The following is a 19,643-nucleotide window of genomic DNA, read 5'->3' on the forward strand; positions in this document are numbered from 1 at the left end:
GACTACAATACAGAATGGGATGACGCATATGAAATATCCGGTATTATTGGACCACAGCACAATTGGAATCACACCTGTATCTAACGGTATTTTCTCTGAGGCGGAGGAAATGTTCGAACAGGCCTTTAAACGTATGGAAGAAAGAGGCTTCAAAATTGTCCTGAACGAAGATATCTGGGGACAAAAAAAGGCGCGGGCTGTTTCTGCTGAGAAGCGTGCAGCAGGCTTGGTGCAGATGATGACTGATCCGAATATAGATGTCATCATGCCGCCGTGGGGTGGCCATCTGGCCGTTGAATTACTGGAATATCTTGATTTTGATAAGCTGCCAACAAAGTGGCTGACCGGTTATTCTGATATCTCCACTCTATTACTCGCTGTGACGCTGAAGACAGGGATTGCCACTGCACATATGGCGAATATTGTGGATTTACGCGGCAATCATATGGACGAAGTCACAGCACGCTGGCTGGATGTACTGAGTGGTGAGCCCGGCCAGCAAATCATCCAGACTTCTTCTGAACGTTATCAGCTCGAGTGGGATCATGAGCATCCTACTGATATTGTCTTCAATCTGACAGAGAAGACAGAGTGGAAGGCAGTAGACGCAAAAGGACACGATTTAACAGAGGCTCGCTTTGAAGGGCGTGTGCTCGGTGGTTGTATAGATACGATGAGACACTTAATCGGCACCCCTTACGGCGACGTCGCTGCTTTCAGAGACAACCATACAGAAGGTGAAGACATTCTATGGTATATAGATGTCAGTGAACTGGATACAGTTGATCTGAAACGTTCATTGACCCAGATGAAATACGCGGGCTGGTTCGAATCTGCAGCCGGCGTTATGTTCGGCCGTGTGGGCAAACCAAGTGTCAAGGAAGACTATACTTATAAAAATGTCTATCAGGATTTAGCGCAGGAACTGGGGAAACCTGTGATCTATGATGTGGATTTCGGACATAAACCGCCGCAGATGGCGATTATTAACGGAGCGTATGGTATGATAGAAATGATTGAAGATAAGGGACAGCTGACACAGTGGTTTAAGTAGTCTTTTAACGGGGGGAACACGTATGGACCATACGGATGTTTTTACGACTAAAGCATTTCTATATGAAAAAAGCAGACCATCCTATCCGGATGAAATGCTTACTTTTCTAAAACATCAATTTAATATAAAAGAAGATACACTCATAGCAGATATTGGTGCCGGCACCGGTAAATTCACCGAAAAGATTCTTGATTTAGGCTGTCGGGTCATTGCGGTCGAACCTAATCAGGTGATGGCTGAGCGTCTGCGGGATAGTCTGATGTGTGACCAGCTGGTTGTCAGTGAACGCCCTGCCGAACATACAGAGATAGACGCAGATACCGTTGATCTGGTAGTGGCAGCACAGGCCTTTCACTGGTTCGACTGGCAGCAGTTTAAAGAGGAATGCAGCAGAATACTTAAACCGCGGGGCGTTGTCTGCCTCATCTGGAATGTCAGAGATGAAGCAGCACTTATCAACCGTCGAACAGCGGATATCTTCAAGACCTATTGTCCGGCATACAGTGGCAGTAGTAACGGGATGATGAATAATGATGATGCTATTCGTCAGTTCTTTGAAGGAGAGTTTGAACTGTTTGAAACTCGTCAGGACCTGACCTATAAGGAGCAGCAGTTTATCGACCGTTGTCTATCAGCAAGTTATGCGCTTGAGGCGACAGATGAAGATTTTGATGCCTTTGTGACGGCGCTCAGATCGTTATTCCAGGCATTCGCAGAAGAAGGTAAAGTGGTTATCCCTAATATGACGCGCTGTTATTACGGCACAATATAAGAGGTCAGGTTATACCTGACCTCTTTTTTTAGCGTTTGATTGCGAATGCGATGCAGAGACAGATAACGACCAGACCGGCTGCCATATAAGGGCTGTAAGTGAGCGAGAAGTTCTCAAGCAGAATACCGCCGAGGAGAGCACCTGCGCCGATGCCTGCATTGAGCGCTGACATATTCCATGCCATAATCTGACTGGTATCACCCTCTACCTGCTTGATGATACCCATCTGAATAGCAGGATTGGTGCTCCATTCAGAGAAATTCCAGACCAGAATGACAACTAACAGCACGACAAATGAAGACAGTACAAAATTAAAGATCAGCAGTGTCAGCATAAAGAGTGTCAGACTGACCAGCAGCCATTTACGGCTGCCCAGGCGGTCGGTCATAGTACCACCAAAACTGGTGCCGGTCATGCTGCCGATACCCGCAACAAAAAGAGCGATAGAGACATCGGTCAAGTTGTAGCCGTGTTCAATCATGATCGGACTGATATAAGTGAAGACAGCTGAATTCGCCGCCAGCAGTATAAAGGTAATACTGATATATTTAGCGGCTTCCTTTGGATAGAGCAGCTGGTTGCGGCTGGAATCTGAAGTCTCACCCTGAATGTGTTTCGGTAGCTGGTAGGCCAGCAGGATGGCAGCGACGAAGCTGAAGAGGACGATCATCCAGAACGTTGCACGCCAGCCGAGCAGTTCACCGAGCTTCGTACCGATAGGGACACCGAAGACATTGGCGCCGCTGAATCCCACATAGACGAGCCCCAACATCTTGCCTCTTGTTTCAGGCTTGCTCAGGACAACTGTCAAGGCCAGTATTTTAACGACGATGATGGAAGCGGCTGCTGAAGCGATGATACGTCCGATGACAATAAGCGTAAACGTCTGACCGGCGGCATTAAGGGCATTACCTGCCATAAAAACCGCGAGACTGACCAGAAGGACCGTTCTTGGATTGAAACGCTCTGTCAGCTTGACCAGGATAGGACCAGAGATAGCGAAGGTCAGCGCATAAATCGTGACGAGCTGACCAGCAAGGCCGGGCGAGATGTGCAGATCGTCACTGATCAGTGTCAGCACACCTGCGACGACGAGTTCAACCATACCGACAACAAAGATGCTGAGAATAAAAGTAAAAAGTTTAAAATAAGACATAAAGTTTCCTCTCAATAATTGGTAAGTCAATTATAACATGTCTTCATTAGACATTGCGCATGACTGACATTACAATGAAGAAAAAGGAGGAATCCATGTGATAGAAGAGAAAATTGAAGCAGCTTTCGATGCTTATGACCAAGGAGACGACAAAGAGGCCTATCGTCTGTTCGATGAAATGAAGAATGAATTGACACCCGGTACAGAGGACTATGTGACTTATCAGCATGCGCTCGGTTATCTATATATCACTGAGCAGAAGTTTGATACGGCAAGAGCCCACTATCTCGAAATGCTGGCAGCGGCGACTGCTGAAGAGAAGCCGGCCATTTTGCATCAGCTCGGGACTGTAGAACAGCTTGACAGTGAATTTGAACAGTCGGCAGATTATTTCCAGCAAGAAGAAAGGTTACTTGATGCCCACGATGTCGAGAGTCTTGCGGCTAATTATTATGCTCAAGGTTATACAAAGATGCTGAGTGGTGATTACGAGGGTGCCCTTCTTATACTGACAAAAGCACGAGATCATGCGCAAGATGAGATCAGTCAAGCCTATGCAGAGCGTGCACTCGGTGAACTTTATGCTGCGCAGAGTCAGCCGGTAGAAGCGAAAGATTATTTTTCACAGGCGAAGAAACATTTTCGCGTGGCGGGAGACGAAGTCGGCGCAGCTGAGATTGAGATGCTGGAATCCATCATATTTGAGTGAAAAGAGAAGTGGCTGCTTCTCTTTTTTTTGGTTAAAGCGCTGCTAATAGGGAATAAGTAGACGTAAATTATTGTGGAGGTTATTATGAAAAAATATACGCCTGTCTTTATGATCTCAGCTGTCATCTGTATTCTCTTTGCAGCCTGGGGCGTTGTGTCGCCTGCAGGTATGCAGAAGAGCACGCAGCAGATGACTGCATTGATTACCACGAATTTCGGCTGGTATTATCTGATCACTGTTGCCATTATTCTGATTTTCTGTCTTTACATCTTCTTCTCACCGTTTGGTGGCATCAAGCTGGGTGCACCGGATGAAGAAGCCGAGTTTTCACTGCCTTCATGGTTTGCTATGCTTTTCAGTGCAGGAATGGGGATGGGGCTTGTCTTCTGGACGACGGCTGAACCCATCAGCCATGCGTTCAAACAGACACCTAAAGCTAAACCGGGGACCAATGAAGCAATCGGTGATGCGTTCCAATATGCTTTCTTCCACTGGGGAATACATGCCTGGGCAGTTTACGGTGTCATAGCGCTTGTCCTTGCTTATTTCAGCTTTTATAAGGGCTACCCCGGACTCATCAGTGCGACGCTTGTCCCACTTTTCGGCAAAGAAAAAATGGCAGGACCTATCGGTAAGACCATTGATATACTCGCGATTATCGCGACTGTTATGGGTGTAGCAGCGACACTTGGTTTCGGTGCAGCACAGATTAATGAAGGTCTGAATTATTTGTTTAAAGTGCCAAGTAACTTTACGATTCAAGTGATTATTCTCGTCGTGTCGACGATTCTCTTTACCTGGTCTGCATGGTCAGGCATTGATAAAGGTATCAAGACACTCAGTAACATCAACATGCTGCTAGGTTTTGCGCTGATGATTTTACTGTTCATTGTCGGGCCGACCGTCTATATTCTGAATACATTCACCGATACACTCGGGAACTACGTTGCTCATTTCGTGGATATGACATTGCGCCTTGAGCCTCTGGCAGATGGCAGACGTCAATGGATTAACAGCTGGACCATCTTCTACTGGGCATGGTGGATCGCCTGGGCGCCGTTTGTCGGTATTTTCATTGCACGGGTCTCACGTGGCCGGACCATCAAGGAATTTATCTTAGGTGTACTATTAGTGCCTGCCTTGGTCTGCTTTATTTTCTTTGCAGTCTTCGGTGCATCTGCTGTCCATTTACAGCTGGGGGGCATTGATTTATCGCAGTTCCCGGTTGAAACCACCACATTTGCTATGCTGCAGCATTATCCACTGGGTAAAATAATGAGTTTCATCACGCTTTTTGTTATCGCGCTATTCTTTATTACATCAGCGGACTCAGCGACCTATGTCCTGGGTATGCTCAGCAGTAATGGAGATATCAATCCGACTGCACTTGTCAAAGTCACTTGGGGATTACTCTTATCTGTCATTGCTGGGATCGTCATGTATGCAGGCGGTACTGCGGGATTACAGAACGTCCTCATTATTGCGGCACTGCCGTTCTCTGTCGTGATTTTCTTCATGATGATTTCTTTGTTGAAGGCATTAAGAAAAGATCATTTTTAGATATTGAAAACGTTTTCTAAATTGTGTATACTTCTATATATCTGCATTGCATATAAATAATAAGGAAAGAGCGTAAAAATTCTTTTACGCTCTTTTTTTCGGATGGAGGATATAATGGAGAAGTTAACACAGAAGCAGCATACGATAGGGATGTGGAAGTTTATTCTGACTTCAATCCTGGGATTGTTCTTATTTGTCACACCATTGACAGTGGACGGAGAGGCGACATTGCCGGTCGCACTTCTTGCCGGCTGGCTTAAAGAGACGATAGGCAAAGGTATGCCGACCGTACTCATCATCATCATCACTATTTCCATGCTGATGACACTCTACTGTTCAATCTTAAAGAATGCGAAGACTTCTTTTATGAAGAATTTGTTTGAAGTCAATATCATCTGGTTGATCATCCGGCTTTTAGGGACGTTCTTTGCGATCGTTGTCTATTTTAAATTACCTGTGCCTTTTGTGAATACAGAAGCGACCGGCGGACTGATTTATAATGACCTGCTGCCGACACTCGTCACAGTCTTCCTGTTTGCAGGACTTTTCCTGCCGCTACTTATGGATTACGGTTTATTCGAGTTTATCGGTCCGATGTTCTCGCGTGTCATGCGTCCGCTCTTTACCTTACCTGGGCGTTCTGCCGTTGAGAATCTGGCTTCATTTGTCGGCGACGGTACAGTCGGTGTCATGATGGCGTCTAAGCAATATGCAGAAGGCTTCTATACAAGAAGAGAAGCCACGATCATCGCCACCAGCTTCTCAGTGGTCTCGATTACGTTTGCGATTGTCATCGCCAAACAAGTAGAAGTAATGAACCATTTCTTTTTCTTTTACTTTACCGTGATTGCATCCTGTCTGATCGCTGCGATGATCACACCACGCATCTGGCCGCTGTCGTCCATACCGGATACATATTCAAATGGTTCAGCTGAAAAACTGAAGGAGGATATTCCCGCTGGTTACAACGCCCTCAGCTATGGTTTTGAAAATGCGGTATATAGAGGCTATAGAGGACGGAATTTCAGTGATTTCCTCGGCCTCGGTTTCCGCACTGTGATGGATATGTGGTTTGCCGTTCTACCCGTAGTCATGGCCATCGGTACCATTGCGACCATGCTTGCAGAATTCACACCGCTCTTTAAGATTTTAGGTGCTCCATTTGTTCCTATTCTGAATTTCCTGCAGGTCCCTCATGCGGCTGAGGCGTCACAGACTATTCTGATCGGTTTCGCGGATATGTTTCTGCCGGCGATTCTGATTCAGGATGTTCCGAGTGAGATGACGCGGTTTGTCATCGGTGCACTCAGCATATCGCAACTGATCTATCTATCAGAAGTAGGCGGTGTGATACTGGGCTCCAAGATTCCAGTCAGTCTGCCTAAACTATTTGCCATCTTCTTGATTCGGACGGCCATCATTTTACCGATTATCATTGTGATGGCACACCTTATCTATTAAAAAAATTCCAGTCATATGACTGGAATTTTTTTATGGACGCTCAAGTTGTGATTTAAGTTCATAGATGACGAGCTCAGAGCCGAGCATCGGTGATTCACCCTGGGACTGGGAGGGACGCTGATGTGCTTTCTTAAATGCATCTGAAGTCTTCCAGGCTTCAAAGTCCTCCAGTGTCTCCCAGTATGTGTTGACGTGCAGCTCATCATGTTCCGGGTTGCCCTGAACAGCGAGAACTTCTGTCTTGACGAAACCTTTCAAATCTTCGATGCCGCCACCTTGCGTGAAGCGCGGGGCCATTTTTTCTGCAAAACCTGTTTTCATTTTAATGCGGTTGGATACGACAAACATAAAGTTTCCTCCTTATTTCTGGACAGGATGAGTTGCCCAGATCTGATTCGTTTTGATGAATGTACGGCGGTTGAGTTTAAGCTGGCTGACGATGACGTCCGCGATATCCTCAGGATGGGTCATCGTGTCCGGATCAAGTGAGGTTTCACCGATTAAATCTGTCAGGACAGCTGAAGGATTGATAGTGAAGGTACGAATATGATGTTCGCGCATTTCACGCATCACACCTTCAGTCATACCTGCCACTGCAAACTTAGTGGCTGAATAGGCAGCAGTCTTAGCCGTTGCATTGATGGAAGACATAGAGGCGATATTAACGATGTCACCGGCCTGCTGTTCGATCATATGAGGCAGGACTTGCTGCATCATGGTGAAGACGCCCATGACATTCGTTTCAAACATGTCACGCAGCTCCTCGGCAGATGTCTCGAGGAAAAGATTTGTTTTCATGATGCCTGCATTATTGATGAGGATATCGATACGGCCGAATGTGTCGAGTGTATGTTCGACTGCTGCTTTGATATCCTCTTCTTTTTTCATATCGCAGACTACAGCTGTAGCATCAGTGTCCAGCATATCAAGTGTTTCCTGCAGGGCATCAGCATGACGGCCAGTGATAGCTATTTTGACACCTTCACCGGCAAGTGCGATAGCGGTCGCGCGCCCGATACCACGAGATCCCCCCGTAATAAGTGCGACTTTATTTGCTAAGTTTTCCATTGAGAGTCCTCCATTGACAGAAAAAGCCGCACAGAAGTGCGACTAGTCATATTATTTATTTAATTCGTTCAGGATTTTTTTATCATTGTGTGTGTAGATAATATATGATTTATCTTTTGTTTCTAACAGAATACGGTTTGTTTTACCAAAAGTAGAGCCAATACGTACAACATTCTCCTGGTTCTCATCGGTAGCAGCATAAATATTAGTATCTTCTTTAACGCTGACGATATCTTCGTTCGGGATTGTAATATCCGCTACACGCCATTTAATGTTAACCTCTTTGTCGTTTTTAGTGATTGTCATTGCCATTGATAAACACATCCTTTTTATATTTTGTTACTTATAATATACCCCTTTTTTTACACGCTTACAAATAATGCGTATAAAAACTGACAGGCATAGTAACTATTAATAGATTCCTTTTTCATGAATAACCAGTATAATAGTTAAATACTAATGGTAAGGAGAGAGAACATGAAACAGTTAATGGTTCTAGTTCTTGGCTTAGTGCTGATACTGTCAGGCTGTCAGCAGCAATCAGATGAGAAAGATCCACAGATTGATAAGGAAAATACAAAAGAAATGAAAGATGAACATAAAGAAACCGAACAAGCGACTGGCCATAACGATGCGAAGAAGCCCTCGGTAAAAGTAAGAGTCAAATCACCGGAGACAGAGAACGATCCGGCAACAGAAGCGGTGAGTGACGAGCAGTACGATACAGACATCTATAATGCAGCGAGAAACTGTCTATTGACAGGCACTTGTACCAAATACACCGATACGCCTGAATACTCGCGCGCCTGGAATAACCTCGCGACTGAAGGTTATCTCTGCCAGGATCATCATTGTGTTAAGACAGAACAGCCGACTGCAGAAATAAGAACAGTCCCGCGTACAACAGAAAGCGTGACGACAGAACAAGTGACCTCTGAAGTTCCGACTACTGAAGTTTCGGCGACAGAACAGCCGTCAGCCGAGAAGACGGCTGAAGAAGCAGCTGAAGAGACAGCTGAAGAGACGTCAATACAATCAGCAGAAGATGTGAAAGCATCATCTGCTGAAGCAATGGATGTGTCCTCATGATACTGACGCTTGATATCATTAAAGAAACCTATACACCCTATGCAGATGCTGATAATAGTGTCACGATGAGCAGATATATGAAGAATCAGTTTCCGTTCCTAGGTATTAAGAAGAAAGACAGCGCGCCGATTAATCGTGAACTGTTCAGAACGTACGAATTACCTGAAAGTCATGCCCTGAAAATGCTGGTGCAGGCCCTGTTTACCGAGCCTGAACGCGAATATCATTACTTTGCTATAAGGCTGCTGGAAAAACAGAGGCATGAGCTTACCTCAGATGACCTATCTTTTCTGGAGTCCATGGTGCTGCAGAACAGCTGGTGGGATTCCATAGATGATCTTAGTCCGAATATCGTCGGTCCTATCATCCGTCAGGGTCATCCGGAGGATCTTGAGCGCATGATGGACTGGGTGACTTCTGATAATTTCTGGTTGCAGCGTGCAGGGCTTCTGCATCAGCTGAAATTTAAGAGTAAGATGAATGAGGACTTGTTGATTAAAATGATTGAACAACTGAAACACGATAAAGAATTCTTTATCAGAAAAGCAATCGGCTGGATTCTGAGAGAATACTCGAAGACAGCCCCTGACTTTGTTATGGACTACGTCAGTAAAGCAGGCTTGTCAAAGCTCAGTGAACGAGAAGCGCTGAAATGGCTGCGAGCGAAGGGGGCAGCCGTATGACAGGTAAAACCCATCTCGCTTTCGGTATTCTGCTCGGCACAGGATATGCGCTTAGAACGACGACTGATTTAGGTCAGTCTGTGGCGATTATTGCCACAACAGCGGCGTTCAGCCTGGTGCCTGATATTTGTCACGCAGGCAGTAAAATAGGTCGCAAGTTAAAGCTTCTCAGCTTACTGATCGGCTTTTTCTTCGGTCATCGAACGATGACACATTCTCTCTTTTTTATGGGGCTGACGGCTGTCATTCTGACTCTGCTCGATATCGATTTTATTTATATCATCTCTAGTTTACTTGGCATTGCGAGCCATATTATACTAGATATGTTAACACCGAGAGGCGTTGCACTCTTTTTCCCGCTTGACTATAAAGTCGTTTTGCCGATCCACTTCAAGACAGGAGGCATTGTCGACCTGTCTCTGGCAACGACTTTCACATTATTGACTGTCTATCTGGTCTATGTTGAAATGTTTCATCGCACAATCAACTGGCTAAATGGATACTAAAACTCATGTTATTAAAGGAGAAATTATGGCTACTTTGCAGGATTTACCGACTTATCATCACCATGCACTGTCTGAAATGCTGACGATGATGTCTGAAGAAGAAAAGAACCGACTGACCCAGGAATTAAGTTCACTGAATTTGGATGAAGTGGCAGCACTTTATGAAGATGTTTACGTCAATCGTCACGTTGAAGCGCCGGCGGGTCAGCTTAGAGATGTAGAGACAGAAGTGAAATCTGAAATGTCCGAGGAACGCCTGACTGAACTTGAGGGTCTTGGCCGTCAGGCTATCCGCGAAGGACGCTTTGCTGCACTTCTAATGGCTGGCGGCCAGGGCACACGTCTTGCGCATCCGGGACCGAAAGGGACGTTCACTTTTGATGGTATCAGTCTCTTTGAGCTACAGGCGAAACAATTACTGAAGATTTCTGCTGAGTGCAATACAACGATTCCGTGGTTTATCATGACAAGTGATATCAATCATGAAGAGACACTGGCATTCTTCAAGGAGCGTCATTTCTTCAATTTTCCGGAAGAAAATATCACGTTTTTCAAACAGCCTAATATCGTGGCTTTATCTCCTGAAGGACAGCTGCTACTGAATAAGCAGGGCGAACTGCTGACCTCTCCTAACGGCAATGGAGGTATTTTTGAGGCACTTGCTGCGACAGGCCTTTATGAGACGATGCACAAACGTGGCATTGATTATATCTATCTCAATAATATCGATAATGTTCTGGTGAAGGTGCTGGATCCGGTGTTCTGTGGTCTTGCTGTCGAGTCCGGGGCTGATGTCACGACAAAGACCATCCGACCTCTGAACGGTGAAAGTGTGGGACGTGTGATTATGGCAGATGATAAGAAGCAGGTCATGGAATACACAGAACTGCCGGAAGGACTGGAGAATCAGTTTACGAACGGGAATATCGGCATCCATATTTTCAGACGTGATTTCCTGGCAGCGGCATCGACTCATAAGCTGCCTTATCATCTGGCCGTGAAGAATCTCGAACAGCTTGATGAAGATTTTGCTGTCGTGAAAAAAGAAACGTTGAAATTCGAAAAATTCTACTTTGATATCTTCCGTTATGCTGAGACTTTCAAGACGCTGCAAGTGGACCGTGAATCGGAGTTCAGCCCGCTTAAGAACAAAGAGGGAAAAGATAGTATAGAGACAGCTAGACAAGCGCTGCTCGACAATCATATGATCTAGGAGGCCATATGTTACCTTATATCGGATTTGGTGCGATTGCACTGATCAATCTTTATTTTGCCTATTATTTTATTCTGGCAGATGGCCGGGGCCAGTTGACTTGGATGGGTTTCGTATCGCTGTTTGTAGCACTTGTCTTTATCTATCTGCTCATGCGCTATTATCAGTCGATGAAGCGTCAGGATATGAAGCACTTCAATGCACATATAAAATCTGATGACGACCGTCTGCTGAAATAAGGCAGATCATATTCTGGATGACATAATGAATGAGGGGAAAAATGAAAAGAAAATGGCTATGGCCGCTGCTGCTCACTTTGCTTATCTTTGCCATGATTGCTGGAAGTGCAGTCTATATGGCTTATCAATCTCATCAGGCGGAAAACACGATTTATATCGATGATTTTATTAAGAAACAGACGATCATCATCAAGGGTAAAGTCGTACAGCATCAGGCTACTTATTATCTGAAGCCCGCAAAGAATGATCCGGTCAAGGTTCATGTTAAAGAAGGCGAGAAGGTTGCAGCGGGTAATCCGCTTTATACTTACAGAGAGGCAGATCAGGAAGGTAACACTGAGCTGAGCCTACAGCTTGATAATAAACGCGTGGAAAAAGAACAGATTGAAGGACAGATCACTGCTTATGAGGAGCGGCTAGCTGAAGCGACTTCTGAAGAAAGTGCCTCTATTGAAGCGCAGATCAACTGGCTGGAGTCTGAGCTGACGAAAGCAGAGAATAACATCAGTATTCTTGAGGAGAAGCAGAAGAAGCAGGAAGATAAAGTGGGGGCTCTGACCATCAAGGCGAGTCAAGCAGGCACCATTCTTGATATCGATGATGACCAGCTGCAATCCTTTACAGCTGTCAGACAAGACAAACCTGTCCTTACGATGAGCGTAGGTAAACCTTATTTTGAAGGCTATGCACGTCGCAGCGAGGTGGAACTGCTATCACCTGTCATGCCTTTTGAAAGCACGGATGATAGTCCCGTTAAAGGCTCGCTGACTAAAGTCGCTTTGACACCGCGTGATGAATTGCGGGGTAAATCGCAGGGCGTTCAAGGCTTCCTCATTGAAGGCCGTCTCGACAAAACAGATGGCCTGTATTTAGGAGACCGGTTATCTATAGCAGTGCATCCATCGAAGAAAGGTCATATCTGGCTGCCTGAAAAATATGTGAAGAAAGTCATGAAGGCTGATAAACCTGAGTATTTTGTCAAAAAAGTGTATGGCAGTGATAAAAATGAAGCTAAAGTAATGGTGGAGAAAGAAGCTGAACAGTATTATCTCGTCACACAGGGCTTATCCGCTATCGATAAATTAGAAGCCTATAAAAAGTAAGCTGAGGAATCAGCTTATTTTTTTGGCATGATAGTCTCTTAAAATTATGGGTATAAATTAAATAAATTAAGTAGATAGCGGAGGTAACCTTATGCAGTGGCAAGGTAGACAAGGAAGTTCAAATGTAGAAGATATAAGCGGCGGTGGCGGTGGCGGCGGCTTTCCGGGCGGCGGTTTGGCGGCAGGCGGTGGCGGTGTCGGCTGTCTCGGTATTATAGTTGCCATTATCTATATGCTGATGGGCGGTAATCCTGGCGACATTTTAGGTGGGGATTCCGGCCAGCAGCAACAGACGCAGCAGCAACAGACGACCCAGACAGATGGTTCGGCAGATGACCGCAAACAGTTTGCATCTGTTGTACTGAAAGATACAGAAGATGTCTGGAACAACATTTTCCAGCAATACAACCGTACTTATCATGAACCTAAGATGGTTCTGTTCTCTAATGGTGTCAATACAGCTTGCGGTAGTGCAAGTTCATCGATGGGACCTTTCTACTGTCCTGGCGACCAGAAGCTTTATATCGACTTAACGTTCATGGATCAGCTGGAACAGCAGTTAAACGCGCCGGGTGACTTCGCGATGGCTTATGTCATCGCCCATGAAGTCGGACACCACGTTCAGTATGAACTGGGTATCTCTGATAAAGTCAATCGTTTAAGACAGCAGTTAAACGAAACAGAGTTCAATAAATATTCAGTTGCCCTTGAGCTTCAGGCTGACTATTTTGCAGGTGTCTATGCTCATTACGAAAACGAAGCAGGAATCACTGATGAAGGTGACATGGAAGAAGCAATCAAAGCGGCTCATGCAGTCGGCGATGATACCCTTCAGCGAAATGCGACCGGCCGCGTCAACCCGGAAAGTTTTACGCACGGCACAAGTGAGCAACGTATGAAATGGTTTAAAAAAGGCTTTGATACAGGTGATGTCAACGGCGGGGACACATTCAGCGCTATGGGCCTTGACTTATAATTGCTTATAGAAGTGAAGAGAAGATATACTTAAAGGAGTATATCTTCTTTTTTTTGGAGGTAATAGATGAAATTATTTTACGGCGGCACCATTTACACGATGCAGCGAGAAGGTCACAAAGTTAAAGCGGTTCTGGTAGATGACAACCGGATAGTAGCTCTATTTGATGAAGTGCCGAAGGTGAAGGCGGAATATATTGATCTGCAAGGCGCCGTCATGTTTCCCGGCTTTGTGGATACGCATATCCATCTGGTAGGTACAGGAATGGCGCTTGCCAGCGTGAATTTCAAAGATGATGTTTCAATAGAAGATGTAAAAGAAAAGCTGAGGGCTGCCGCACAGCAGCTTCCGAGAGAGAGCTGGCTGGTCTGCGAGGGCTATAATGACAATCAGCTGAAGCATAGACTGACCCGTGATGAGATCGATGAACTGACAGATTGCCGCGTCATCATCAAACGTGTATGCCGCCACGCTGCTATTGTCAATAGTGCGGCCTTCAGTGCCCTATGCATCGAGGATGAGGTCCAGGACATGGATGGCGGACATTTTGAAAAAACAGAGGGGCGATTGAACGGCTGGGTGCATGATCATGCGATGGATCTGTTCGTGAATGCCAGCCTGAATGAGACAGTTGATTCACTTGCGCGACATATGGAACGGGCGGCACGTGGAATGCATGCAGTCGGACTGACAGGCGCCCATACCGAAGACTTAGGTTACTATAACAGCCCGGAAAATGTGCTGGCTGCCTACACTCAAGTGTTCGGTAAGAATAAAATGCAGCTGAGGCTTAATCTGCTGCGTCATTATTCTGTCTTCGAGTCAGTGGCTGACTACGTGTTCACTGATTGGCTGAAAAAAGATGCGATGAAGTTTTACGCAGATGGTGCACTGGGGGGCAGAACCGCTTTATTCCGTGAGCCGTACAGTGACCAGCCAGATACGAGAGGGCTTGCTATTTTCAGTCAAGAGGAATTAGAAGAACAGGTGCAGCGCGCACGACATCACCATTCAGCAGTCGCTGTCCATATTATCGGCGATAAAGCGTGTGAAATGGTGCTGGATGCGATTGAAAAATATCCATTGAGGTCGGGACATGACAGGCTGATTCATGTCAGCTTCCTGTCGCCGGATTTAATAGCGCGTATGAAGAATCTGCCGCTCATCTGTGATGTACAGCCCCTTTTTGCCACTTCTGACTTCCCCTGGGCAATCGACCGGGTAGGTGAAGCACGCAGTCGATATGCTTACGCCTGGAAATCATTGACGGAAGCGGGTATCATGTTGGGCGGTGGCTCGGATTCGCCCATCGAGTCATTTAATCCATTGAAGAGTATAGATGCCGCTGTCAACAGACGGCCATTCGATGCGCAGAACCAGTATTTTACCGAAGAATGCCTGTCCATTTATGAAGCGATTCAGCTCTTTACGGTTAATGCTGCGATGATTGGCCAGCGTCCGGAGAATGGCATGATAAAAGAGGGTTATTTGGCGGACTTCACAGTGCTCGAGACAGATCCATTCACTGCTGAGCATATTGGAGATATTTGCAACAAGATGACGATCGTAGACGGTGATATTGTCTATAGACGATAAAGGAGGCGCAGGATGAAATTCAAAATAGATGTCAGCAAGATGATGACACTGCTTTTTATGACCACTATCTTTCTGGTATCCGGTTTGATATTTCTCATACTTATGTCATTCGGACTGTTCGGCCTGAGTCGCATACTGATTGCGTGGCATCTGGCTGAATTTACTTATAATCAGAGTTTTGCGGACAATCTTTTTTACTACGGCTCCTATATAGCCGGAGGTTTTTTTCTGCTGCGGATAGTGGAATTCGTTTTTGATAATCTGAAACGCCTTTATCAGGATAATCCTTATTTTCAGGCACCTCTTGTGCATGGAATCATTCCTATTTCAGCGACGTTGATATTCTATTTCTTCATTCACGTCAATTATCAGTATATCCGCATCAATTTCTTAGTCATTATGATAATTATCACCGTTCTTTATGTGCTGACTGAAATCTTTTATCCGAATAGTGAAGACTTAAATCAGACAGATGATCAATAAAAGGCACGGAATCTTTTGATTCCGTGCCTTTCTTATTTAGAAGTCTTTCTGGCAGTATACTGACACGCTGCCTGGATTGACTTTAAAGATGCCATTCCCCTCGTCATCTATAATGACTTCATCTTCTCGGACATTGTTGTAATCAAGCCAGACTTGACCGCGCCGTTCTTTGCCGACAAACATCTGTTTCTGTGCTTCTTCTGTGCTGCTGTTCATAATGACAGCACAGCCTGAGTTTTCCACTTCTTTTGCACCACGGCGCACCCAGCCGATTACGTTTTCGTGATCAAAATAATCATCTTGAAGGCCGTATGCTTTGTTTTTACGGATGAAGAGCAGCGTATCAATCATTGCTTGTTTGCCTTCTATCGGCATCTCTCCGCCGATACCATAGTAGTCACCGTAAAAGACAACGGGAAAGCCGTCATATCTCAGAAGGATTGACGCATAGGCAAGTGGTTTGAACCAGTCTTTGACGAATGACTCCAGCGCTTCTCCCGGCTGAGAATCATGATTGTCGACGAAAGTGACAGCATTTAGCGGATTTTCCTGAACGAGTGTTTTATCGAACAATTGACGAAGATCATAGCCCTGCCCTTTTTCGGAGGCTTCCTTGAAATTGTAATGGAGTTTCACATCGAACAGATCAAGCGCATAGTCAGCCTCTGTCAGAAAGTTCTCGTTGGTTTCAAGGTCCGGCAGCCAGAATTCACCGACGAAGTAGAAAGGCTTGTCAGAATGATCAGTCATCGCATGAACAAAATCACGTATAAAGTAAGATTCAATATGCTTGATAGCATCTAAGCGCATCCCGTCAATATCCAGTTCATCTATCAGCCATTTCCCCCAGTCAATCATTTCTTTTCTGACGTCCGGGTGCTTATAATCGATATTGGAGAACATCAAGTAGTCGAAGTTACCTTTTTCATCGTCCACATTTTCATTCCAGTCCTTATTTTCACCGAGAATTTTATAGACTCCCGTTTTTTCGGTCCTGTGATCATAGTCAGTGCCATTGAAATGGGTGTAATTCCATTTGAACTGACTGTATTTGTCTTTGCGGCCCGGGAAAGTGAATTTTGTGTAACCTTCAATATCAAAAGGTTCGGAGATGACCTTCGTACGGTTTTCCGGGTCTACTTCTACGACTTTGAATACTTCAGTTTCATCAGCGCCTGCTTTATGATTCATCACGATATCGACATATACTTTTATGTCATTGTCATGACAAGCTTTAATAGCAGCTTTTAGTTCTTCTTTCGTACCATATTTAGTCCGGACCTCGCCTTTTTGATCAAATTCGCCGAGATCATAGACATCATAGACGCTATAACCAGGATTTGCGACGTTATCTGCTTTGGTCACAGGAGGAATCCAGACGGCATCAATACCTCTTTCTTTCAGATTAGGCGCATCTTCTTTAAGGCGGTTCCAGTGATTACCGTCGCCGTTCGTATGCCATTCGAAGTACTGCATGATTGTATGATTCTGTATCATCTAGCTTCATTCCTCTACATTTTAGTTGGTGGATATATACAGTATACCACCATAGCTGAAAAGTAAGACAATTCGGACGAATAGTACTGTGATTTATTGATTTTTTGTTATACTAGTTCTAATAGAAGAAGAAGGAGCGTTTAAATTGCTAAGTAAAGAACTGATGATTGAATTAATCGGCCAACTGAAAGATCCTGTCATTAACCATCCATTAAAAGAAACAGGCGGTATTAAGGAACTGACTGTTAAAGAAGAAAAAGAACATGTCAGCGTTAAACTGGCGATTGCTAAACTAGGCGGTCAGCCTCAGCTTGATCTGCAGCAGCAAGTCGTGGAGACCCTTAAAACAAATGGGGCCAAAACTGTAGGCATCCGTTTTGAGGAACTGGATGCTGCAACGCTTGAACAATATCGCGGAGAAGCGGCATCACCTGTTGAACGTAAACTGGAAAATGTTGAGTTCATTTCCATCGCTTCAGGTAAGGGCGGGGTCGGTAAATCAACAGTATCTGTTAACCTGGCTGTTGCACTCGCCCGTTTAGGTAAACGTGTAGGACTTGTAGATGCAGATATCTATGGTTTCAGTGTGCCGGATATGATGGGAGTCACTGAACGACCAGGTATCAAGGGCCAGATGATTGTGCCTGTTGAACGGTTCGGCGTGAAAGTCATCTCGATGGCATTCTTTGTAGAAGAGAATGCGCCGGTAATCTGGCGCGGCCCGATGCTCGGTAAAATGATCAATAACTTCTTTGAAGAAGTGCAATGGGGCGAACTGGATTATATCCTTCTCGATTTACCGCCCGGCACAGGGGACGTCGCACTTGATGTGCATACGATTCTGCCGAAGAGTAAAGAGATTATCGTTACGACACCCCATCCGACAGCAGCCTTCGTTGCAGCACGTGCAGGGGCAATGGCTCTACAGACAGACCATGAAATTCTGGGGGTTGTAGAGAATATGTCTTATTTCGAAAGCAAGGAAACAGGCAACCGTGAATATGTATTCGGTCAAGGGGGCGGTGCTAAGCTTGCTGAAGAACTTCATACAGAGCTGCTAGGACAATTACCACTTGCACAGCCTGAATGGGATGAAGCGGACTTTGCACCATCCATCTATGATGAGAATCATGAGTTAGGCTACATCTATCAAGAAATAGCAGAAAAAATCATTAGCAAGACTAATAGATAGAGAGGCAATATAGTGACACTTAGAAATTTATTGAAGTTTTATGGCACGACCTTAGTGATCGGCCTTATCACCACCATTTTGGTCAGTCTGATTTTTGCGTATGACAAGCTCACTGCTTTTCTGGTAGAGGGACAGATAGGTGAGTTTCTGGCAGCACTCATCTGGTTTATGGGCTATGGCTTACTTATAGCAACTATCAGTCAACTTGCATATTTCAGTTATCTCTTTATTCATCAGCTGGGGCTGGGGATATTTAGAACAGCATGGAAACCTATCCAAGTGGTTATCATCCTATTTGCATTCTTCGACCTCATCTATTTCCGATTCCTGAGATTCGGTGAACAGCACGGAGATGTTGTGAGATTTATCTGGATACCGATACTTGTCCTGATCAGTGCGCTGCTTGTCAGCTATTATAAATCTAAACTGACTGCGACAAACGTCTGGGTACCTGCAATGTTCTTTATGATAGTGATGACAACAGTTGAGCTGATTCCTTTCCTAAAGGTAGAAGATACGACCTGGCTGTACACAACTATCTTCCCTCTGATCTTATGTAATACATTCCAGCTTCTGATGATGCCTAAATACAATGAAGCCTCAAAGATAGAACGTGCTAAACGTCGGGAATCAAGAGAAGAACGCATGACAGCATCGCGAACAAAATCAGCGACAGTTAAGAAGAAAAAGCAGCAATAGAACGTCTGGTTGGCCCCTGTTATAACGGGGGTCTTTTTTTCTAAAAAAATTAGATAAAGTAGTTGACAGTTTTATATCCGCTTGTTATGATATTAAAGTCGCTGAAAACGACAAGAGCTTTAAAATAAATTGCAAGAAAAAAGTCTCAAAAGTGTAAAAGTGGTACTTGAAACGAAAGAATGATTCGAGTAAAATTTTTAATGCAAGCTTGAAAGACACAGCAACTTAACCTTAAATGACTGATACGAAGTGTAAAACTTCTTAAATAAAAGTCTTGCAAAGTTAAAGAAAAGCTGTTATCATTTAATCTTGTGAGACGAAAAAATGAACATTGAAAACTGAATGACAATATGTCAACGTTAATTCCAAATAAGACTGCGAGTTTAATCGCTAGTCGCATTTGCAAACTCGCGTAGCCGAGTTTGTACAATGTTAAAGAGTGATTGGCTTAACCAATCAGAGAGCTTTATCAAACACTTTTATGGAGAGTTTGATCCTGGCTCAGGATGAACGCTGGCGGCGTGCCTAATACATGCAAGTCGAGCGGACAGACGAGGTGCTTGCACCTCTGAAGTCAGCGGCGGACG

General features: G+C 44.9%; 21 protein-coding genes and 1 rRNA gene. 17 read left to right on the plus strand and 5 right to left on the minus strand.

Annotated elements, in window-relative coordinates; translation table 11 throughout:
- The first annotated feature begins 28 nt into the window (after positions 1 to 28).
- Together ERX55_RS09940 and ERX55_RS09945 are read left to right on the plus strand one after the other, a co-directional pair.
- The gene (locus tag ERX55_RS09940; RefSeq protein ID WP_133452425.1) at positions 29 to 1,054 is read left to right on the plus strand and encodes a S66 family peptidase; all 1,026 of its coding nucleotides are present in this window, start codon (positions 29 to 31) and stop codon (positions 1,052 to 1,054) included.
- Positions 1,055 to 1,076: 22 nt separating this feature from the next.
- Positions 1,077 to 1,826, plus strand: coding sequence for a class I SAM-dependent methyltransferase (locus ERX55_RS09945; RefSeq protein WP_133452426.1), 750 nt, complete (start codon positions 1,077 to 1,079; stop codon positions 1,824 to 1,826).
- 28 nt (positions 1,827 to 1,854) lie between these two features.
- Here ERX55_RS09945 and ERX55_RS09950 read toward each other — a convergent pair whose 3' ends face one another.
- The gene (locus ERX55_RS09950; protein ID WP_133452427.1) at positions 1,855 to 2,982 is read right to left on the minus strand and encodes an MFS transporter; all 1,128 of its coding nucleotides are present in this window, start codon (positions 2,980 to 2,982) and stop codon (positions 1,855 to 1,857) included.
- Positions 2,983 to 3,079: 97 nt separating this feature from the next.
- Here ERX55_RS09950 and ERX55_RS09955 point away from each other — a divergent pair, with 97 nt between their 5' ends.
- The 3 genes from ERX55_RS09955 to ERX55_RS09965 all read left to right on the plus strand — a co-directional run bounded on the left by ERX55_RS09955 (position 3,080) and on the right by ERX55_RS09965 (position 6,712).
- Entirely contained in the window at positions 3,080 to 3,691 is a 612-nt protein-coding gene (locus tag ERX55_RS09955; RefSeq protein ID WP_133452428.1) for a tetratricopeptide repeat protein, read from the plus strand.
- An 84-nt stretch (positions 3,692 to 3,775) separates the two neighbouring features.
- Positions 3,776 to 5,251, plus strand: a complete 1,476-nt coding sequence (locus tag ERX55_RS09960) for a BCCT family transporter (RefSeq protein WP_133452429.1) — start codon at positions 3,776 to 3,778, stop codon at positions 5,249 to 5,251.
- A gap of 114 nt (positions 5,252 to 5,365) precedes the next feature.
- Complete coding sequence (locus ERX55_RS09965) at positions 5,366 to 6,712, plus strand: YjiH family protein (RefSeq protein ID WP_133452430.1); 1,347 nt, start codon at positions 5,366 to 5,368, stop codon at positions 6,710 to 6,712.
- Positions 6,713 to 6,742: 30 nt separating this feature from the next.
- Here ERX55_RS09965 and ERX55_RS09970 read toward each other — a convergent pair whose 3' ends face one another.
- From ERX55_RS09970 to ERX55_RS09980, 3 genes are read right to left on the minus strand one after another with little or no spacing between them, the layout of a single operon-like run.
- Complete coding sequence (locus ERX55_RS09970; protein ID WP_133452431.1) at positions 6,743 to 7,060, minus strand: heme oxygenase; 318 nt, start codon at positions 7,058 to 7,060, stop codon at positions 6,743 to 6,745.
- Between the two features lie 12 nt (positions 7,061 to 7,072).
- Complete coding sequence (locus ERX55_RS09975) at positions 7,073 to 7,780, minus strand: SDR family NAD(P)-dependent oxidoreductase (RefSeq protein WP_133452432.1); 708 nt, start codon at positions 7,778 to 7,780, stop codon at positions 7,073 to 7,075.
- 51 nt (positions 7,781 to 7,831) lie between these two features.
- Complete coding sequence (locus tag ERX55_RS09980; RefSeq protein ID WP_133431720.1) at positions 7,832 to 8,092, minus strand: SunI/YnzG family protein; 261 nt, start codon at positions 8,090 to 8,092, stop codon at positions 7,832 to 7,834.
- Positions 8,093 to 8,257: 165 nt separating this feature from the next.
- Between ERX55_RS09980 and ERX55_RS09985 the strand changes: the two genes are divergently transcribed.
- The 9 genes from ERX55_RS09985 to ERX55_RS10025 all read left to right on the plus strand — a co-directional run bounded on the left by ERX55_RS09985 (position 8,258) and on the right by ERX55_RS10025 (position 15,668).
- Positions 8,258 to 8,869, plus strand: coding sequence for a hypothetical protein (locus ERX55_RS09985; protein ID WP_133452433.1), 612 nt, complete (start codon positions 8,258 to 8,260; stop codon positions 8,867 to 8,869).
- Complete coding sequence (locus ERX55_RS09990; RefSeq protein WP_133452434.1) at positions 8,866 to 9,552, plus strand: DNA alkylation repair protein; 687 nt, start codon at positions 8,866 to 8,868, stop codon at positions 9,550 to 9,552. Before ERX55_RS09985 ends, ERX55_RS09990 begins: the two co-directional genes overlap by 4 nt.
- A complete protein-coding gene (locus ERX55_RS09995) occupies positions 9,549 to 10,058 on the plus strand; it encodes a metal-dependent hydrolase (protein WP_133452445.1) in 510 nt (169 codons plus the stop codon). The genes ERX55_RS09990 and ERX55_RS09995 overlap by 4 nt, the downstream gene beginning before the upstream one ends.
- A 25-nt stretch (positions 10,059 to 10,083) precedes the next feature.
- Positions 10,084 to 11,271, plus strand: a complete 1,188-nt coding sequence (locus ERX55_RS10000; protein WP_133452446.1) for a UTP--glucose-1-phosphate uridylyltransferase — start codon at positions 10,084 to 10,086, stop codon at positions 11,269 to 11,271.
- 8 nt (positions 11,272 to 11,279) lie between these two features.
- Entirely contained in the window at positions 11,280 to 11,510 is a 231-nt protein-coding gene (locus ERX55_RS10005) for a hypothetical protein (protein ID WP_133452435.1), read from the plus strand.
- 41 nt (positions 11,511 to 11,551) lie between these two features.
- On the plus strand, positions 11,552 to 12,613 hold the full coding sequence (locus tag ERX55_RS10010) for an efflux RND transporter periplasmic adaptor subunit (protein ID WP_133452436.1): 1,062 nt from the start codon (positions 11,552 to 11,554) through the stop codon (positions 12,611 to 12,613).
- 91 nt (positions 12,614 to 12,704) lie between these two features.
- On the plus strand, positions 12,705 to 13,589 hold the full coding sequence (gene ypfJ / locus ERX55_RS10015) for a KPN_02809 family neutral zinc metallopeptidase (protein ID WP_133452437.1): 885 nt from the start codon (positions 12,705 to 12,707) through the stop codon (positions 13,587 to 13,589).
- Between the two features lie 66 nt (positions 13,590 to 13,655).
- Positions 13,656 to 15,185: an amidohydrolase gene (locus ERX55_RS10020; protein ID WP_133452438.1), complete on the plus strand. Its 1,530-nt coding sequence runs from the start codon at positions 13,656 to 13,658 to the stop codon at positions 15,183 to 15,185.
- Between the two features lie 12 nt (positions 15,186 to 15,197).
- Positions 15,198 to 15,668 (plus strand): SepA family multidrug efflux transporter, encoded by a 471-nt coding sequence (locus tag ERX55_RS10025; protein WP_133452439.1) that lies wholly within the window; start codon positions 15,198 to 15,200, stop codon positions 15,666 to 15,668.
- Positions 15,669 to 15,704: 36 nt separating this feature from the next.
- On the opposite strand, the gene ERX55_RS10030 is transcribed toward ERX55_RS10025, so the two are convergent.
- On the minus strand, positions 15,705 to 17,165 hold the full coding sequence (locus tag ERX55_RS10030; RefSeq protein WP_133452440.1) for an alpha-amylase: 1,461 nt from the start codon (positions 17,163 to 17,165) through the stop codon (positions 15,705 to 15,707).
- Positions 17,166 to 17,328: 163 nt separating this feature from the next.
- Here ERX55_RS10030 and ERX55_RS10035 point away from each other — a divergent pair, with 163 nt between their 5' ends.
- The 3 genes from ERX55_RS10035 to ERX55_RS10045 form a co-directional block, all read left to right on the plus strand.
- Positions 17,329 to 18,357, plus strand: coding sequence for an Mrp/NBP35 family ATP-binding protein (locus tag ERX55_RS10035; protein WP_424960690.1), 1,029 nt, complete (start codon positions 17,329 to 17,331; stop codon positions 18,355 to 18,357).
- Positions 18,358 to 18,369: 12 nt separating this feature from the next.
- Positions 18,370 to 19,056: a KinB-signaling pathway activation protein gene (locus tag ERX55_RS10040; protein ID WP_133452442.1), complete on the plus strand. Its 687-nt coding sequence runs from the start codon at positions 18,370 to 18,372 to the stop codon at positions 19,054 to 19,056.
- 478 nt (positions 19,057 to 19,534) lie between these two features.
- Positions 19,535 to 19,643 (plus strand): 16S ribosomal RNA (locus ERX55_RS10045); the annotation flags it as partial.

This window comes from Macrococcus bovicus (assembly GCF_004359575.1).
Classification (GTDB): domain Bacteria; phylum Bacillota; class Bacilli; order Staphylococcales; family Staphylococcaceae; genus Macrococcus; species Macrococcus bovicus.

Excerpts from the sequence above, each read along its gene's own strand:
- ERX55_RS10000 (WP_133452446.1), top strand. The coding sequence starts at position 10,084 with ATGGCTACTTTGCAGGATTTACCGACTTATCATCACCATGCACTGTCT.
- ERX55_RS09965 (WP_133452430.1), top strand. The coding sequence starts at position 5,366 with ATGGAGAAGTTAACACAGAAGCAGCATACGATAGGGATGTGGAAGTTT.
- ERX55_RS09995 (WP_133452445.1), top strand. The coding sequence starts at position 9,549 with ATGACAGGTAAAACCCATCTCGCTTTCGGTATTCTGCTCGGCACAGGA.
- ERX55_RS09960 (WP_133452429.1), top strand. The coding sequence starts at position 3,776 with ATGAAAAAATATACGCCTGTCTTTATGATCTCAGCTGTCATCTGTATT.
- ERX55_RS09945 (WP_133452426.1), top strand. The coding sequence starts at position 1,077 with ATGGACCATACGGATGTTTTTACGACTAAAGCATTTCTATATGAAAAA.
- ERX55_RS10010 (WP_133452436.1), top strand. The coding sequence starts at position 11,552 with ATGAAAAGAAAATGGCTATGGCCGCTGCTGCTCACTTTGCTTATCTTT.
- ERX55_RS09985 (WP_133452433.1), top strand. The coding sequence starts at position 8,258 with ATGAAACAGTTAATGGTTCTAGTTCTTGGCTTAGTGCTGATACTGTCA.
- ERX55_RS09975 (WP_133452432.1), bottom strand. The coding sequence starts at position 7,780 with ATGGAAAACTTAGCAAATAAAGTCGCACTTATTACGGGGGGATCTCGT.
- ERX55_RS09940 (WP_133452425.1), top strand. The coding sequence starts at position 29 with ATGAAATATCCGGTATTATTGGACCACAGCACAATTGGAATCACACCT.
- ERX55_RS09980 (WP_133431720.1), bottom strand. The coding sequence starts at position 8,092 with ATGGCAATGACAATCACTAAAAACGACAAAGAGGTTAACATTAAATGG.
- ERX55_RS09970 (WP_133452431.1), bottom strand. The coding sequence starts at position 7,060 with ATGTTTGTCGTATCCAACCGCATTAAAATGAAAACAGGTTTTGCAGAA.
- ERX55_RS10035 (WP_424960690.1), top strand. The coding sequence starts at position 17,329 with ATGATTGAATTAATCGGCCAACTGAAAGATCCTGTCATTAACCATCCA.
- ERX55_RS10005 (WP_133452435.1), top strand. The coding sequence starts at position 11,280 with ATGTTACCTTATATCGGATTTGGTGCGATTGCACTGATCAATCTTTAT.
- ypfJ (WP_133452437.1), top strand. The coding sequence starts at position 12,705 with ATGCAGTGGCAAGGTAGACAAGGAAGTTCAAATGTAGAAGATATAAGC.
- ERX55_RS10020 (WP_133452438.1), top strand. The coding sequence starts at position 13,656 with ATGAAATTATTTTACGGCGGCACCATTTACACGATGCAGCGAGAAGGT.
- ERX55_RS10030 (WP_133452440.1), bottom strand. The coding sequence starts at position 17,165 with ATGATACAGAATCATACAATCATGCAGTACTTCGAATGGCATACGAAC.
- ERX55_RS09950 (WP_133452427.1), bottom strand. The coding sequence starts at position 2,982 with ATGTCTTATTTTAAACTTTTTACTTTTATTCTCAGCATCTTTGTTGTC.
- ERX55_RS09990 (WP_133452434.1), top strand. The coding sequence starts at position 8,866 with ATGATACTGACGCTTGATATCATTAAAGAAACCTATACACCCTATGCA.
- ERX55_RS10025 (WP_133452439.1), top strand. The coding sequence starts at position 15,198 with ATGAAATTCAAAATAGATGTCAGCAAGATGATGACACTGCTTTTTATG.